Consider the following 16,037-nt stretch of genomic DNA (forward strand, 5'->3'; position numbering starts at 1 on the left):
ACGGCAGAGTGTGAACTGGGTCACTAAGGTTGCCGCGACGTTACGTCCGCGTTTCCGGCAGCCGGAATGGCGGCCGCTCACACATTCACGAACGCCGAAGTGTGCGATCGGGGTTCCGTGTCTGACCGGCGTGTCCAGTTCCGGTTGGTAACGTCCGCTCCGTGCCGACCTCCCCGTCCCTGGCCACCGGGCCCTCCCCCGCGTCCACCGGTCCCGCCCGGGACCGGCGCGCCGACCTCCTGCTGGTGCTCGCCGCGGTGGTCCTGGCCGCCTGGGTGACCAGCGGCATGTGGGTGGACCCGAACGGTCGGGCGATCACCGTCAACTCCAGCGACCAGGCGCTCTTCGAGTGGCTGCTGGCCTTCGGCGGGCACGCGGTCACCCACGGGGAGAACCCGCTCTTCACCCACCTGCTCAACGTCCCGGACGGGGTGAACCTCGCGGTCAACACCTCGATCACCGTGTACGCGGTGGTCTTCGCCCCGCTCACGTACCTGATCGGACCGCCGGCGACCTTCCTGGTGATCCTCACCCTCAACCTGGCCGCCACCGCGGTGGCCTGGTACTGGCTGCTCAGCCGGCACCTGGTCGGCAGCCGGCTGGCCGCCGCGACGGGAGCCCTCTTCATCGCCTACTGCCCGGCGATGGTCTCGCACGCCAACGCGCACCTGAACTGGACCGCCGGCTGGCTGGTGCCGCTGCTGATCTGGGGCGTGTTCCGGCTGCGCCGCCCGGGGAGCGCGGTCTCCGGCGGCGTCACGCTCGGGCTGCTGGTCGCGGTCGCCTTCTCCATCGCCGCCGAGGGGCTCTTCTTCACCGCGCTGGCGCTCGCCCTGTTCCTGGCGGTCCGGTCGCTGCACCCGGCCCGCCGCGCCGAGGCCCGCGCCGCGCTGCCGAGCTTCCTGCGCGGGCTCGGGGTGACCGCCCTGGTCGCCGGGGTGCTGCTGGCGTACCCGCTGTGGCTGCACTTCGCCGGACCGCAGCGCTTCCACGGGACCGGCTTCGACCCGCTCATCCACTCCGAGGACATCGCCGCGTACGGCTCGTACCCGCGCCGGTCGCTGGCCGGCTGGGCCGGGTGGGGCACCTCGCTGGCACCCAACCCGACCGAGGAGAACTCCTTCTTCGGCCTCCCGCTGCTGCTGCTCGCCGTCGCCTGCTTCGGGTACTGCTGGACCCGGGCCGACCGGGCGTTCCGGGCCACGCTGGCCGCGCTGGGCACCGTCGCCGTGGTCTTCGCGGTGCTCTCCTGGGGGCCGAAGGCGAAGTGGAACGGCAGCCGGACCGACCAGCTGCTGCCGTTCGGGGTGCTGGACAACCTGCCGGTGGTCAACGCGGCGCTGCCGTCGCGGCTGGCGCTGGCCGTCGCGCCGGTGTTCGGCCTGCTGCTGGCGTACGCGGTGGACCGACTGCGGGCCCGGCCGCCCCGGCACCGCGCGGCCGGCTGGGCCTGGGCGGTCGGCTTCGCCGTCGCGCTGCTGCCGCTGCTGCCCACCCCGCTGCTGACCCGCGCCCGCGAGCCGATCCCGACCTTCGTCACCAGCGGCGCCTGGCAGCGCTACGTCTCCCCCGGCGGGGTGCTCACCCCGCTGCCGCTGACCGTCGACGTCTACCCGGACGGGCAGCGCTGGCAGGCGTACGCGCTGGCCCACCGGCAGGGTGAGTTCCGCCTGCCGGCCGGCTTCTTCCTCGGCCCGGGCGGGCCGGACGGCCGGGGCCGGATCGGGCCGGTGCCGCGCACCTTCGACACCCTGATGGACCAGGCCGCCCGGTACGGCGTGATGCCGATCGTCACCGACGGCACCATCCGGTTGGCCCGCGCCGACCTGCGCTACTGGGGTGTCGAGGCGGTGGTGCTCACCGACACGGTGGACGGGGCAAAGTACGACGTCGACGAGGAGACCGTGCGCCGCACCGCCACCGCGCTGCTCGGCGAGCCGCGCCGGGTCGACGACGTCTGGCTCTGGACCCGGCCCCCCGGCGGCTGGTGACCGTCGACCCCTTCTCGGGACCGCCCCGACCGCGTCCACCGGGATCGAGATCCCCGGCCAGCTGCTGACCCGGGCGGCGTACGGGCGGGCCGAGCCGCGCCCGTCGCCCTGGGCCGCGCCGTACTGGCTGTTCGGTCTGCTGCTGGCGGTGCCCCTGCTCGGCGGCGCCCTCGTCTTCCGTGGGCGCTGCCGGCGCCGGCCCGCGCCCCCCGACCCGGTGGTCACGACCGCCTGAACAGAACCTGGCCATCCGCCCCGGGCCGGCTCCCTGGGCGACGAGGCTCACCCCAGGTAGGGCACCGCTGCGGGTCTACGCTGGTGGCGTGAGTGCGACTACTTCCGGATTGGCGGCCGTACGGGCCGGTGTGCTCGACTACCAGGCCGCGTGGGACGAGCAGCGCCGGCTGCACGAGGCCGTGGTGGCCGGCGGGCAGGGCGACACCGTGCTGCTGCTGGAGCACCCCAGCGTCTACACCGCCGGCAAGCGCACCGAGCCGTGGGACCGCCCGATGGACGGCACCCCGGTGGTCGACGTCGATCGCGGCGGCAAGATCACCTGGCACGGGCCGGGGCAGCTCGTCGGCTACCCGATCGTCACCCTGCCCGACCCGGTCGACGTGGTCGCCTACGTCCGCCGGGTGGAGCAGATGCTGATCGACGTCTGCGCCGAGTTCGGGCTGACCGCCGGCCGGGTCGAGGGGCGCAGCGGCGTCTGGGTGCCCGAGGACGACCGGGGCCCGGCCCGCAAGGTGGCCGCCATCGGCATCCGGGTGGCCCGGGGCGTGACGCTGCACGGCTTCTCGATCAACTGCGACTGCGACCTGACGTACTTCGACCGGATCGTGCCGTGCGGCATCCGGGACGCCGGGGTCACCTCGCTCACCGCCGAGCTGGGCCGCCCGGTCACCGTCGCCGACGTGCTGCCGGTGGTCGAGCGGCACCTCGCCACGATCGTCGCGGCCTGAGGCGGAAGTTTTTCCTCCCGTGGTGTCCCGGGACGGTTCACGCCGATCGTCCCTATGGTGAGACGCCGGCCACCGGGCCGGCCACCGACCTCACCGGAGGCAACCATGCCCTTGTACGCCGCGCTGATCTACGCCGCCGACGTCGACTGGACCCGGCCGGAGTACGCCGCGGAGATGAAGGAGTACAACGAGTTCGGAGCGGCCGCGGCGGCGGTGATCCGGGGCGGCAACGCGCTCTACCCGACCGCCACGGCGACGACCGTCCGGGTCTCCGGCGGCAAGGGCGGCGAGGTGCTCACCACCGACGGCCCGTACGCCGAGACCAAGGAGGCGCTGACCGGCTTCTACCTGCTGGAGTGCGCGGACCTGGACGAGGCGGTCCGGGTCGCCGCGACCATCCCGGCGGCCTGGGCCGGCGCGGTCGAGGTCCGACCGGTCATCCAGTTCTGAGGTGCCGTCGGTGCTGACCGGTGACGCGGACGCGTCGGCGGCGGTGACCCGGCTCGTCCGCGAGGAGCGCGGCCGGATCCTCGCCACGCTGATCCGCGTCACCGGCAGCGTCGACCTCGCCGAGGACGCCACCCAGGACGCGGTGGTCCGCGCGCTGGAGACCTGGCCGCGCGACGGCGTACCGGACAATCCGCGCGGCTGGTTGCTGGTGGTGGCCCGGCGGCGGGCGGTGGACCTGATCCGCCGGGAGGCCAACCGGGTCGGCAAGGAGGCGGCGGCGGTGTCCCTGCTCGATCCCACGCCCGAGCCGCCGGAGACGGTCCGCGACGACCTGCTGCGCCTGGTCTTCACCTGCTGTCACCCGACGCTGGCGCTGGACGCGCGGGTGGCGCTGGCGCTGCGCACCCTCGGCGGGCTGAGCACCGCCGAGGTGGCCCGCGCGCTGCTGGTTCCGGAGGCGACGCTGGCCAAGCGGCTCACCCGGGCCAAGCAGAAGATCACCCAGGCCCGGATCCCGTACCGGGTGCCGGCCGCCGAGGAACTGCCCGGCCGGTTGACCGCCGTCGCCGGCACCATCTACCTGATCTTCAACGAGGGCTACGCGGCGGGCGGCGGGGCGGACCTGGTCCGGCTGGGCCTGGCCGACGAGGCGCTGCGGCTGGCCCGGCTGCTGGCCGAGCTGATGCCGGACGAGCCGACCGCGCTGGGGCTGCTGGCGCTGCTGCTGCTCCAGCACTCCCGGCGCGCGGCCCGGACCGGTCCGGACGGGCGGCTGGTCCTGCTGGCCGACCAGGACCGCTCCCACTGGGACCGGGGCGCGATCGTCGAGGGGGTCGAGCTGGTCGGCCGGGCGCTGCGCCGCACCCCGGACCACCCCGACCGGTACGTGGTGCAGGCCGCGATCGCCGCCTGCCACGCGCTCGCCCCGAGCGGGGACCGGACCCCGTGGGACGCGATCGTGTCCTGGTACGACGTGCTGCTCACCGTGCACGACACACCGCCGGTCCGGTTGAACCGGGCGGCGGCGGTGGCGGAGCGGGACGGTCCGGCCGCCGGGCTGGCCCTGGTCGACGCGATCGACGGGCTGGCCGGCTACCCGTGGTGGCACGCGACCCGGGCCGAGCTGCTGCGTCGGCTGGACCGGCCGACCGAGGCGGTCGACGCGTACGACCGGGCGCTGGCCCTGGACCTGAGCGCGCCGCAGGCCGACCACCTGCGCCGACGCCGGGACGAGCTGATCGGCTGAGGCGTACCCTCGGCCGGTGCGGATCGATCTCGTCACCCTCGTCGTCGCCGAGTACGACCCGGCGATCGCCTTCTTCACCGAGGTGCTCGGCTTCGCGCTGACCGAGGACACGCCGTCCCTGACCAACGACGGCCGGCCGAAGCGCTGGGTGGTGGTCCGTCCGCCGGGCGGCGGCACCGGGCTGCTGCTGGCCCGGGCCGACGGGGAGCGGCAGCAGGCGGCGGTGGGCGACCAGACCCACGGCCGGGTCGGCTTCTTCCTCCAGGTGGACGACTTCGACGCCACCTACCGGCGGATGGTCGAGGCGAAGGTCGAGTTCGTGAAGCCGCCGCGCACCGAGCCGTACGGCCGGGTCGCGGTCTTCCGCGACCTCGCCGGCAACCCCTGGGACCTGCTCGGCCCGGCCTGACCCACCCTCTTGAGCAGTTGCTCAAACATGGCTATCCTTTGACTTGAGCAGTCGCTCAAGAACGGGGGTCGGCGGTGGCGGTCGTCTACGTGGAGACGCTGATCCACGCGCCCGTGGAGCGGATCTGGGCGGCGACCCAGGATCCCGGGTCGCACCGCCGGTGGGACGCCCGGTTCGGCCGCATCGATCCGGTACCGGGCAGCTCACCCGCCCGGTTCCGGTACGAGACCACCGTGCTGCCCGGCGTCCGGGTCGGCGGGCACGGGTGGCACGCGGGTGAGCACGCCCGGCCCGACGGGTCCCGCACCTCGGCCCTGCGCTTCGGCTCCGACGACCCGCGCTCGCTGATCGCCACCGGCTCGGGCTACTGGCGCTACCTGCCCGGGCCGGACGGCGTGCGGTTCCTCACCGGGTACCGCTACGTCCCGCGCTGGGGCCGGGCGGGCCGGCTCGCGGACCGGCTCTTCGGCCCCGCCTTCGGCTGGGCGACCGCCTGGTCCTTCGACCGGCTACGGCTCTGGCTGGAGCGGGGCGTACCCCCGGAACGGGCCCGGGCCAACGCGGCGCGCGAGGTCGCGCTGCGCGCGCTGGCGGTCGGCGGGCTCGCGGCGCTGGCCCTACCGGCCGGCCCGGCCGGCACGGCGCTCGCCGTCCTCGCCGGGACCGCGGTGGCGCTGGCGCTGCCCCCGCACCCGCACACCCCCGCGGCCCGGCGCTGCCGGCGCCGGCCACCCGACCGGCTCGCCGCCCGCCCACCATCCCTCCTGGAGCAACTGTGACCTCCGTCTTCCAGCACGCCCTCGGCGCCGACTTCGACCGGCTCCACCCCGCCCTGCGCCGCCGCTTCGCCGTGGACGGGGACACCGACGCGGGCTGCGTGGGCACCGGCGTGATGGACCGGATCTGGCGCGGCCGGGCCTTCACCACGCCGTTCCTGCGGCTGGGCACCCTGCGGCACGTGCTCTTCCCGGAGACCGGCACCGACGTGCCGTTCACCATCGAGAACTGGGCCTACCCCGACTCGTACGGCCGGCCGACGCTGACCTTCGTGCGCACCTTCGACGTCGCGCCGCACCGGCGGCGGCGCTTCGACGCCACGATGGTGTGGAGCCCCCGCCGCGGCGTGCTGGTCGACTATCTCGGCACCCACCAGCACCTCGCCGTCGACCTGCGCCTCGCGGTCGACGACGCCGGCGCGCTCACTGTGCGCAGCGGGACCCAACGGTTCCGGGGCGGGCTCCGCTGCCCGGCCGCGCTCACCGGTGAGGCCCGCCTGCGCGAGTGGTACGACGAGCGCACCGAGCGGTTCCGCATCGACGTCCGGGTGGTCAACCGTCACCTCGGCCCGCTCTTCGGCTACTCGGGCAGCTTCACGGTCGACCACGTCCCGGCCGGGCGCGTGCCGGTACCGGCCGCGGTCCGACCGCTGCGGGAGAACCCCCGCGACTGACCGGCGCCGGGGGCACGGGCGAATTCACCCGCGCCCCGGCGCCGCCGTGCCGTCAGGGGGTGAGTCGGTGCAGGTCGCGCGGGAAGGCGGTGACCTCCCGGACGTTGGCCGCCCCGGTCAGCCGGGCGACGAAGCGTTCCAGGCCGATCGCGAAGCCGCCGTGCGGCGGCATGCCGTGCCGGAACGCGTCCAGGTAGCCGGCGTACGGCTCGACCGGCTCGCCCCGGGCGGCCAGCGCCGCCAGGTAGTCCTCGTGCCGGTGCAGCCGCTGCCCGCCGGTGACCAGCTCGACGCCCCGGAACAGCAGGTCGAAGCCGTTGGAGTGGGCCGGCCGGGCCGGGTCCGGGTGGGTGTAGAAGGGCCGCTTCGCCATCGGGTACCCGGTGACGAAGAGGAAGTCCGAGCCGTGTTCGGCCCGGGCCCACTCCCCCAGCGCCCGCTCGTGGGCGGGGGCGAGGTCCGACTCGTCGGCGGGCGCGCCGGCGATCTTCAGCGCCTCGGTGAAGTGCACCGCCGGGATCTCGGCCGGCACCGGCGGCGGCGCGACGGCCAGGGTGGCCAGCGCGGCGCCGGCCCGCTCGGTCACCGCGTCGAGCATGGTCGCCAGGGTGTCGCGCAGCACCGCCATCACGTCCCGGTGGTCGGCGACGAAGCCCAGCTCGACGTCGAGCGAGGTGTACTGGGCCAGGTGCCGCACGGTGTCGTGCGGTTCGGCCCGGAACACCGGCCCCACCTCGTACACCCGCTCGAAGACGCCGACCATGAGCTGCTTGTAGAACTGCGGCGACTGGGCCAGGTACGCGGGCCGGCCGAACCAGTCGAGCGCGAAGACGTTCGCCCCGCTCTCGGTGGACGAGGCGACCACCTTCGGGGTGTGGATCTCCACGAAGCCACGGGCGTCCAGGCCGGCCCGGAAGCCGGCCACCGCGGCCGCCGAGATCCGCAGCGCCGCCGAGCGGGTCGGGTGGCGCAGCGCGGTCGGCGCGTGGTCGAGCTGGGTGGGCAGGGTGGCGGTGAGCGTCGGCCGGTACAGGTCGAACGGGGGCGGCACGGCGGGCGGGCCGAGCGGTCGTACCGTCGGGTCGGTCAGCTCGACCCCGGCGGGCGCGGTGGGGTTCGCGACCACCGTGCCGACGACCTCGACGACGGTCTCCTCGGGCAGCGCCTCGACGGCGGCGCGGGCCTGCGGGTCGGTGACCACCACCTGGCCGAGGCCGGCGGCGTCCCGGACGATCAGGAAGGCCACCGACTTGAGCAGCCGGCGGCGGTGCACCCAGCCGGCGATCCGCACGGATTCGCCGACATGGTGGCTGAGCTGGGAGGACAGGATGCGTTTCATGGCGGGTTGCTCCTCGGTCGATCGCAACGCCTTCGCCGCCCTCGGGCGGCGAAGCATCGCCTCGGCCCCAGGGAGGTGTGGGCGAGCGGGAAACCTCGCGGTGCCACCACACCTTCGCCCTCCGCCTCGGCGGAGGACCTCGTTCGTCGCCTTTTCACCGGGGCCAGCCGGGCGGGCTCTACTGGGCGCGGTGCGCCGTTCTTCCCGCAGCTCGGGAGGGTCTTCGCGGACCGGCGCCAGACCGCCTCTCAGCAACCGGCGGCTCTCTGCGCTGGCGGGTCGGCACGCTACTCGGCTCCGTCACAGCTCTGCCGGGACGCTAACACGCCGACCACGGTTCGTGTGACGACGTTTTTCACCCCTCGGTGTCCGGTGTCACAACGTTCGGGGCGTGACGCCGGTCGCCCGCGGTTCATCGACCGCCACCGACCGGCGTAGGCTCGGTTTCGTGACCATCGAGCAGACCGCGCCGACGACTGAGCAGGCAGCGCGCACCGCGACGGTCGCCCCGGAGGGGCGGCGCATGCTGCGGATCGAGGCGCGCAACGCCGAGACGCCGATCGAGCGCAAGCCGCCGTGGATCAAGGTCAAGGCCAAGATGGGCCCGGAGTACACCCAGCTGCGCGGGCTGGTCTCGCGCGAAGGGCTGCACACCGTCTGCCAGGAGGCCGGCTGCCCCAACATCTACGAGTGCTGGGAGGACCGCGAGGCCACCTTCCTCATCGGTGGTGACCAGTGCACCCGGCGCTGCGACTTCTGCCAGATCGACACCGGCAAGCCGGCCGAGTTCGACGCCGACGAGCCACGTCGGGTGGCCGAGTCGGTCGCCGCGATGGGCCTGCGCTACGCCACCATCACCGGTGTCGCCCGCGACGACCTGCCCGACGGTGGCGCCTGGCTCTACGCCGAGACGGTCCGCCAGATCCACGCCCTCCAGTCCGGCTGCGGCGTCGAGCTGCTGATCCCCGACTTCAACGCGGTCCCCGAGCAGCTCGCCGAGGTCTTCGGCTCCCGCCCGGAGGTGCTCGCGCACAACGTCGAGACGGTGCCGCGGATCTTCAAGCGGATCCGGCCGGCCTTCCGCTACGAGCGCTCGCTCGACGTGATCCGGCAGGCCCGGGCCGACGGCCTGGTCACCAAGAGCAACCTGATCCTGGGCATGGGCGAGGAGCGGGCCGAGGTCTCCCAGGCGCTGCGCGACCTGCACGAGGCCGGCTGCGAGCTGATCACCATCACGCAGTACCTGCGCCCCTCCCCCCGGCACCACCCGGTGACCCGTTGGGTCAAGCCGGAGGAGTTCGTCGAGCTGCGCGAGGAGGCCGAGGAGATCGGCTTCGCCGGCGTGATGAGCGGCCCGTTGGTCCGCTCGTCGTACCGGGCCGGCCGGCTCTACCAGCAGGCGCTGGCCGCCCGCGAGGGAGCCGTCGCCGCCGGCTGAGGCCGGCCGCCCGCCGCGTCACCCACCGCCGGCCGCCCGCCGGATGCCATGATCACAGGCATGACCGCCGGGGTACGCCAGGAGCCACGCGAGGCCGTCCGCCCGCGTACGCCCCGGCGTCCCCGGCTGCCCGTGCTGCTGGCCCTGCTCGTCGGGCTGGCCGGGGTGGGCCACCGGTTGGCGCTGCTGCTCGCCGACGCCCCGCCCACCAACAGCGACGAGGCGACGATGGGGTTGGCCGCCCTGCACATCGCCCGGGGCGCGGACTTCCCGGTCTGGTTCTACGGCCAGGCGTACATGGGCACGCTGGAGGCGTACCTGGCCGCGCCGCTGCTCGCGCTCACCGGGCCGTCGACGCTCGCGCTGCGGGTGCCGACGCTGGCGTTGTACGCGCTCTTCCTCGCCCTGTCCTGGCGGCTCGCCCGGCGCCTCGGCGGTGATCCCTGGTTCGCCCTGCTGGTCGTCGCGCTGTTGGCGCTCGGCTCGGACCGGGTGGTGAAGAACCAGCTGATCGCCGGGGGCGGCTATCCCGAGCTGAACCCGGCCGGGGCGGCACTGGCCCTGCTCACCGTGGGACTGTGCGCCGCCGGGCCGGCTCGCCGGCTGCCCCGTTGGGCGGCCTGGGGGACGGTCTCCGGGCTGATGCTCTGGGTGGACCCGCTGATCCTGCCGTACGTGCTGGGCACCGGCGCGGTGCTGGTGGTCGCGCGGCGGCGGGAACTGGCCGGGCGGGCCGGCCTCGTGGCGGCCGGCACGCTGCTGCTCGGGGCGGCGCCGATGCTGTGGGACAGCCTGCGGCACGGCCGCGACCCGCTCGCCGCGGTGCTCGCGGCCGGCGGCGGCACGGTGCCGGTGGGCTGGGGTGAGCGGCTGCACGGCGGGCTGGTGCTCGGGCCACCGCTCGGGACGGGCTTCTGCGACCCCGGCCGCTGCGCGGACTGGCAGCTCTGGTGGGCGGTCGCCTACCCGGTCCTGCTCGTCCTCGCCGTGGCCACCGCCTGGCGCACCCTGCGCGGCCGGCTCTCCCCGCCCGCGCTCGCGCCGGACGGCACCTCTCCGGGACCGGGCGGTGTCCGGGCCGACGACGGCGCGGTGGGCGGCCCGGAGCCGGCCGACCGGTGGGTGTCGGCGGCGGTCCGGCTGGCGCTGCTGGCGGGGTCGGTGGGGGTGCTGGCCGCGTACACGGTGAGCCGCGCCGCGGGCAGCACTCCGGTGGAGAGCTCCCGCTACCTGTCCTGCCTGGCGGTCGCGACGCCCGCGCTGCTCTGGCCGCTGTGGCGGGCCGCGCGGCGGGCCGTCCCGGCCGGGCGCGGGGACCGGGCGGGCGGGCGGTGGGCGCGGGTGGCCGGGCTCGTGGCGGTCGGGCTGCTGGCCGGGATGTTCGCCACGGCGGGCGCCGCCACCGCCGGCGCGGTCCGGACCGTGCCGGCGACGCACGCCGAGGCCGACCGGCACCGGGCGCTCGTCGACGAGCTGCGCACGCGGGGCGTCCGGCACGTGCGGGCCGGCTACTGGACCTGCAACCGGCTCACCTATGCCACCGGCGAGCAGGTGGTCTGTGCGGTCGTCGACGACGAGCAGCGTCCGGGCTTCGACCGGTTGCCGCGGTACCGGCGCGCGGTGGCGGCCGACCCGACCGCGGCCTGGGTCGCGCCGGCCGGGTCCCCGCTGGCCGCCCGGCTCGACTCCCGGCTCGGCCCGGAGCCGGGCGCGCTCGACCTGGTCGAGGTCCCCGGCTGGCGGATCTACCTGCCCCGCCGCTGAGCGGACGCGCGACGCCGGCCGGCGCGGCCGGGGCCGGCTCCGTCGGGAAGGGATAGTTAGCTGTTGACGTGTCGAGCATCTTTAGCGTTCTTAAGACAGCTATAGTGTGCGCGTGAATCTCAAGGAGTGGGCGGCGTCGACCGGCGTCGCGTACATCACCGCTCGGCGGCAGTACGCGGCTGGGACGCTGCCCGTTCCCACTTACCGGATCGGCCGTCTGATCATGGTCGGCGAACCACTGACCGGCACGTCGGCCGAGGCCGGGCAGACGGTGGTGTACGCGCGGGTGTCGTCGGCCGATCAGGAGGCCGACTTGGACCGGCAGGTCGCCCGGGTGACCGTGTGGGCCACCGGGCAGCAGCTCGGCGTGGACCGGGTGGTGACCGAGGTTGGCTCGGCGCTCAACGGGCACCGTAAGAAATTCCTCGCGCTGCTACGCGACCCGGCCGTGGCCACGATCGTGGTCGAACACCGCGACCGGTTCGCCCGGTTCGGCGCCGAGTACGTCGAGGCCGCGCTGGCCGCGCAAGGCCGCCGCCTATTGGTCGTGGACCCGGCCGAGGTCGATGACGATCTCGTGCGCGATGTCACCGAGCTCCTGACGTCGCTGTGCGCCCGCCTCTACGGCCGTCGCGCTGCCGCGAACCGTGCCCGCCGCGCGATCGAAGCGGCCACCGATCCTCCGGCGTGAAGACGATCCAGGCGTACCGGTTCGCCCTCGACCTCAACCGCCGCCAGGAACGCGTCATCCTCACGCACACCGGGGCAGCCCGCGTCGCCCATAACTGGGCGCTCGCCAAAGTCAAAGCCGTCATGGACCAACGGTGCGCCGAGCGTTCCTACGGCGTACCGGACGAGTTGTTGACGCCACCGCAGTCCTGGTCTCTGGCCGGGCTGCGTAAGGCCTGGAACCAGGCCAAACCCGAGGCTGCGCCGTGGTGGACCGAGGTGTCCAAGGAAGCATTCAACACCGGCCTGGACGCTCTCGCTCGCGGGCTGAAGAACTGGGCCGACTTCCGCAAGGGCACCCGGGCGGGCCGCCCGGTCGGCTTCCCGCGGTTCAAGTCCCGCCGTCGGAGCACGCCCAGCGTGCGTTTCACCACCGGGGCGATCCGCGTCGAGCCCGACCGCAAACATGTGGTGCTGCCGCGGCTGGGCCGGCTGAAGCCGCACGAGTCGGCCCGTAAGCTGGCCCGGCGTGTGGACAACGGCACCGCCCGGATCATGTCCGCAACCGTGCGGTGTGACGGCGGACGGTGGCATGTGTCATTCACCGTCGAAGTCGAGCGCGCCGACCGCACCCCAGCCCGACCGCAGTTGATGGTCGGTGTGGACGTCGGTATCAAGTACCTCGCCGTGCTGTCGACCGGCGAGATGGTCGACAACCCGCGTCACCTGGTCGCCGCGCAGCAGCGGATGCGCTCGCTGGGCCGGGCGCTGTCGCGTAAGACTGGACCGGACCGGCGTACCGGCCGCCGTGCTTCGAAGCGGTGGGAACGGGCAGCGACCCGGCTCGGCCGCGCGCATGCCCGGGTGGCGAACCTGCGCCGCGACGGCCTGCATAAGCTCACCTCACGGCTGGCTGCCGAGTACGGCAGCGTCGTGGCGGAAAACCTCAACGTCACCGGAATGCTCGCCAACCGCAAGCTGGCCCGGCACATCGCCGACGCTGGTTTCGCGGAGATCCGCCGACAACTGGCGTACAAGACCAACTGGAACGGCGGCCGGCTGCTGTTGGCCGATCGCTGGTATCCGTCAAGCAAAACGTGCTCGGGCTGCGGTGCCGCGAAAACCAAGCTGCCCCTGTCCGAGCGCACCTACCACTGCCAGACATGCGGCTTGATCCTCGATCGGGATGCCAACGCCGCCCGTAACCTGGCCGCTCTCGCGGCTGAGTTCGACACCGCCGGGAGTGGCCCGGTGGCGGGACGTGGAGCCGACCGTAAGACCCCGCCCGCGGGGCTGGTGGCTGCGAAACGTCAACCCGGCACGACGCTAGTCGGTCAGACCGGGACCGTCCCACCGCAAGGTAGGACTACCAAACGCGTGCTCACTAAAGCGCGCTGAGAGGTAACGGCGGCCACGGATCAACGGGTCGCGGGGCGACCACTAGACTCTGCGACATGGCAAAGCCCCAGGAGAAGGTCTCGTTCGGCCAGCGGCTGAAGCAGATCGGGATGGTGTTCCGGTTCACCGCGAAGCAGGACCGGTGGTTCGCCCCGCTGACGGCGGCGGCGGTGCTGATTCCGCTCGCGCTCACCGTGGTCGCGGTGCTCCTCTGGGGCTGGATCTGGCTGCCGATCGGCATCCTGCTCACCCTGCTCGCGGTGCTGATCGTGCTCAACCTGCGGTCCAACAAGGCGATGATGAACGCCGCCGAGGGTCAGCCGGGCGCCGCCGCGCAGATCATGGAGAGCATGCGCGGCGACTGGCGGGTCACCCCGGCGGTCAGCTCGACCACGCAGATGGACATGGTGCACCTGGTCATCGGCCGGCCCGGCGTGATCCTGCTGGCCGAGGGGAACCCACAGCGGGTCCGCGGCCTGCTCGGGCAGGAGAAGCGCCGGCTGGCGAAGGTGATCGGCTCCGCCCCGCTGCACGACTACGTGATCGGTCAGGGCGAGGGCGAGCTGCCGATCCGCAAGCTGCGGATGACCCTGATGCGGCTGCCCCGTACCCTCGCCCCGAAGGACGTCAACGCCCTGGACAAGCGGCTCAAGGCGCTCACCGCCCGCCCGCAGATGCCCAAGGGCGCGATCCCGAAGAACATGCGGCCGCCGCGCGCGTTCCGCCAGTCGCGGGGTCGCTGACCTCTTCGCCGTACACCGGGAGCCGGGTCCGCCAGCGCGGGCCCGGCTCCCGGCGTCTCCGGCCCGCTCAGCCGGCCGTGGTCGGCGCGGTGACGTCCGCCAGCAGGGCGTGCACCGTCTGCTCCGGGGTCTCCAGCTGGGGTAGGTGCCCGGTGTCGGGGAGCACCCGGAACCGGGCGGCCGGGACGGCCCCGGCGTAGGCACGCCCGTAGTCGACGTCGGCGATCCGGTCGCTGTCGCCCCAGAGCACCAGCGTCGGGACTCCGATGCCGGCGAGGCGGCCGGCGAGGGTGGGATCGGCCATCGACCGGCCGCCGTAGACGCCGAGCGCGGCCCGGTTGCCGGCGGCCATGGCCTGCGCGGCGGGCGGCAGCGTGGCCGGGTCGAACCGGAACGGCGCCGGATCGTGGTACGAGAGCTGGAAGACCTCGTCCATGGTGAGCGCGAAGAAGTCGGCCACGGGGTGACCCAGGACCTCGATCCCGACGGCGTCGAGCAGGACCAGCCGGCCGACCCGGGGCGAGGAGAGCAGGGCCAGTTCGGCGGCGACCCACCCGCCGAGTGAGCTGCCGACGACCGTGACGTCGTGCAGGTCGGCCTCTTCCAGCAGGTCCGCGTAGAGCCGGGCCAGGTCGGCCACGGTGGTGAGCGGTTCGGGGCGGGCGGTGCCGCCGAAGCCGGGGTGGGTCGGCACGAGGACCCGGGCCGGGTGGCGCTCGGCGAGCAGCGCGGCGAACCCGGTCATCGACTGCGGCCCGGCACCGCCGTGCAGCAGCAGGAACGGGGCGTCCCCGGTGCCGTACTCGTCGACGTGCACCGCGATCGGGTCTGTTCCGGCCTGCGGTACGAGGTGGATGGTCACGGGGACTCCTGGGGGCTGGGGTGGGCCGCCGAGGAGCGACGACCGCCATTCGCGAGAGTGGACTCTCACGAACATAGCCCCTTTCCGCCATTCATGCGAGTACGCTCTCACGAAAATCCGGAACCGCCGTCCGGGCGGCGTGGTCCCCCGAGGAACGGAGCAGGCATGGCGCAACCACCGCGTGGTGACGCCGAGCGGGTCGGCCGGGCCGAGCAGAAGCGGCGGACCCGGGAGGCGCTGGTGGCGGCCTGCCGCGACCTGATCCGCTCCGGCGAACTGGTGACCATGCCGGCCGTCGCCGCCGGCGCCGGGGTGTCCGAGGCGACCGCCTACCGGCACTTCCCGGACCTGGTGACGCTGGCCAACGAGTCGCTGGCCGGCCTGTGGCCCACCCCCGAGGAGGCGCTGTCGCCGGTCGCGGACTGCGCCGACCCGGTCGAGCGGGCCGCCTTCGCGTGCGAGTTCCTGCTCCGCCGGGTGCACGCCTTCCAGGGCTCGGTCCGCGCCGTCATCGCCGCCACCATCGTCCGGCCCGGCGGCGCCGCGGCCCGGCCCGGCTTCCGGTTCGGCCTGATCGACACGGCCCTCGATCCGGTGCTGCCGGCGCCGGACGACGCGACGCGGGCCCGGTTGCGGCAACTCAAGCAGGACCTGGCCGCCGTGGTGAGCGCGGAGGCGTTCTTCACCCTGACCGATCTGGTCGGCCTGCGCCCGGACGAGGCGATCGCCAGCCTGACCCGGACCACCCGCACGGTGGTCGCGGCCGGCCTGGCCGAGCTCGACCGGACCGGTCGGTGAGCCGGCTCAGCGGGGGGCGGCGGCGATGACCGCGCCGGTGAGGCGGTCGTGCAGGCCGCGCCGGTGACCGTCCATGATCAGGGCGGGCACCACCAGGGCGAGCAGGACGCCGCGCAGCAGCGCCCGGATCAGCCCGATCCGGCCGCCGTCGGCCCAGGAGAGGCAGCGGATCCGGGTGATGTACATGCCGGGGGTCTGGGCGAACAGGCCGAGGAAGAAGCCGTACTCCAGAATCAGCACCAGGACCGGTGACCAGCCGTCCCGGACCGGGTCGGCGAAGATGTTGGCGACCAGCAGGCAGAGCACCCAGTCGATGACGAGCGCGCCGAATCGGCGGCCCAGGGTCGGCGGCGTGAAGGCCGGGTCCGCGGCGGGCGGCACCGGTACGGCGGCGGTATCGGTCACAGCGGTCAAGGGTAGTCAGGGCCGGCCCGGGGACCGCCGGCAGCGCGACCACCAGGGGTGTCGGTCACTGCCCGGATGCGCCGGTCGAGCACAGAGCGAGAAATAGGGCC

At 74.1% G+C, this 16,037-nt stretch carries 16 protein-coding genes; 13 read left to right on the forward strand and 3 right to left on the reverse strand.

Annotated features, from left to right (window positions below):
* Nucleotides 1-161 precede the first annotated feature (161 nt).
* The 7 genes from GA0070611_RS14390 (at nt 162) to GA0070611_RS14420 (ending at nt 6,511) form a co-directional block, all read left to right on the forward strand.
* The gene (locus GA0070611_RS14390; RefSeq protein WP_091664238.1) at nt 162-1,991 is read left to right on the forward strand and encodes a DUF2079 domain-containing protein; all 1,830 of its coding nucleotides are present in this window, start codon (nt 162-164) and stop codon (nt 1,989-1,991) included.
* A 323-nt stretch (nt 1,992-2,314) separates the two neighbouring features.
* On the forward strand, nt 2,315-2,956 hold the full coding sequence (gene lipB / locus GA0070611_RS14395) for a lipoyl(octanoyl) transferase LipB (protein ID WP_091664241.1): 642 nt from the start codon (nt 2,315-2,317) through the stop codon (nt 2,954-2,956).
* 105 nt (nt 2,957-3,061) lie between these two features.
* A complete protein-coding gene (locus tag GA0070611_RS14400; RefSeq protein ID WP_091664245.1) occupies nt 3,062-3,406 on the forward strand; it encodes a YciI family protein in 345 nt (114 codons plus the stop codon).
* Between the two features lie 10 nt (nt 3,407-3,416).
* The gene (locus GA0070611_RS14405; protein WP_091672919.1) at nt 3,417-4,652 is read left to right on the forward strand and encodes an RNA polymerase sigma factor; all 1,236 of its coding nucleotides are present in this window, start codon (nt 3,417-3,419) and stop codon (nt 4,650-4,652) included.
* Between the two features lie 16 nt (nt 4,653-4,668).
* Nucleotides 4,669-5,061 carry a VOC family protein gene (locus GA0070611_RS14410; protein ID WP_091664249.1) on the forward strand — a complete coding sequence of 131 codons (393 nt, stop codon included), beginning with the start codon at nt 4,669-4,671 and terminating at the stop codon, nt 5,059-5,061.
* A gap of 74 nt (nt 5,062-5,135) precedes the next feature.
* Nucleotides 5,136-5,840: an SRPBCC family protein gene (locus GA0070611_RS14415; protein ID WP_091664252.1), complete on the forward strand. Its 705-nt coding sequence runs from the start codon at nt 5,136-5,138 to the stop codon at nt 5,838-5,840.
* Nucleotides 5,837-6,511, forward strand: a complete 675-nt coding sequence (locus tag GA0070611_RS14420; RefSeq protein ID WP_091664257.1) for a DUF4166 domain-containing protein — start codon at nt 5,837-5,839, stop codon at nt 6,509-6,511. The genes GA0070611_RS14415 and GA0070611_RS14420 overlap by 4 nt, the downstream gene beginning before the upstream one ends.
* Before the next feature lie 52 nt (nt 6,512-6,563).
* Here the strand turns inward: GA0070611_RS14420 and aspS are convergent, their stop codons facing one another.
* Nucleotides 6,564-7,850: an aspartate--tRNA(Asn) ligase gene (gene aspS / locus GA0070611_RS14425; RefSeq protein ID WP_091664262.1), complete on the reverse strand. Its 1,287-nt coding sequence runs from the start codon at nt 7,848-7,850 to the stop codon at nt 6,564-6,566.
* A gap of 391 nt (nt 7,851-8,241) precedes the next feature.
* On the opposite strand from aspS, the gene lipA reads away from it, so the two are divergent.
* The 5 genes from lipA (at nt 8,242) to GA0070611_RS14450 (ending at nt 13,862) form a co-directional block, all read left to right on the forward strand.
* Nucleotides 8,242-9,288, forward strand: a complete 1,047-nt coding sequence (gene lipA / locus GA0070611_RS14430; protein WP_167604431.1) for a lipoyl synthase — start codon at nt 8,242-8,244, stop codon at nt 9,286-9,288.
* Between the two features lie 60 nt (nt 9,289-9,348).
* Nucleotides 9,349-11,052, forward strand: coding sequence for a hypothetical protein (locus GA0070611_RS14435; protein WP_091664265.1), 1,704 nt, complete (start codon nt 9,349-9,351; stop codon nt 11,050-11,052).
* Between the two features lie 112 nt (nt 11,053-11,164).
* Nucleotides 11,165-11,743 (forward strand): IS607 family transposase, encoded by a 579-nt coding sequence (locus GA0070611_RS14440; RefSeq protein ID WP_091672924.1) that lies wholly within the window; start codon nt 11,165-11,167, stop codon nt 11,741-11,743.
* A complete protein-coding gene (gene tnpB, locus GA0070611_RS14445; RefSeq protein WP_091664268.1) occupies nt 11,740-13,119 on the forward strand; it encodes an IS607 family element RNA-guided endonuclease TnpB in 1,380 nt (459 codons plus the stop codon). The genes GA0070611_RS14440 and tnpB overlap by 4 nt, the downstream gene beginning before the upstream one ends.
* Nucleotides 13,120-13,175: 56 nt before the next feature.
* Nucleotides 13,176-13,862, forward strand: coding sequence for a DUF4191 domain-containing protein (locus GA0070611_RS14450; protein ID WP_091664271.1), 687 nt, complete (start codon nt 13,176-13,178; stop codon nt 13,860-13,862).
* 67 nt (nt 13,863-13,929) lie between these two features.
* Here the strand turns inward: GA0070611_RS14450 and GA0070611_RS14455 are convergent, their stop codons facing one another.
* Entirely contained in the window at nt 13,930-14,724 is a 795-nt protein-coding gene (locus tag GA0070611_RS14455) for an alpha/beta fold hydrolase (protein WP_231921449.1), read from the reverse strand.
* 165 nt (nt 14,725-14,889) lie between these two features.
* Here GA0070611_RS14455 and GA0070611_RS14460 point away from each other — a divergent pair, with 165 nt between their 5' ends.
* On the forward strand, nt 14,890-15,522 hold the full coding sequence (locus GA0070611_RS14460) for a TetR/AcrR family transcriptional regulator (RefSeq protein ID WP_091664277.1): 633 nt from the start codon (nt 14,890-14,892) through the stop codon (nt 15,520-15,522).
* Between the two features lie 6 nt (nt 15,523-15,528).
* Here GA0070611_RS14460 and GA0070611_RS14465 read toward each other — a convergent pair whose 3' ends face one another.
* The gene (locus GA0070611_RS14465; RefSeq protein WP_407940424.1) at nt 15,529-15,927 is read right to left on the reverse strand and encodes an RDD family protein; all 399 of its coding nucleotides are present in this window, start codon (nt 15,925-15,927) and stop codon (nt 15,529-15,531) included.
* Nucleotides 15,928-16,037 lie beyond the last annotated feature (110 nt).

It is taken from the genome of Micromonospora auratinigra (genome assembly GCF_900089595.1).
GTDB lineage: Bacteria > Actinomycetota > Actinomycetes > Mycobacteriales > Micromonosporaceae > Micromonospora > Micromonospora auratinigra.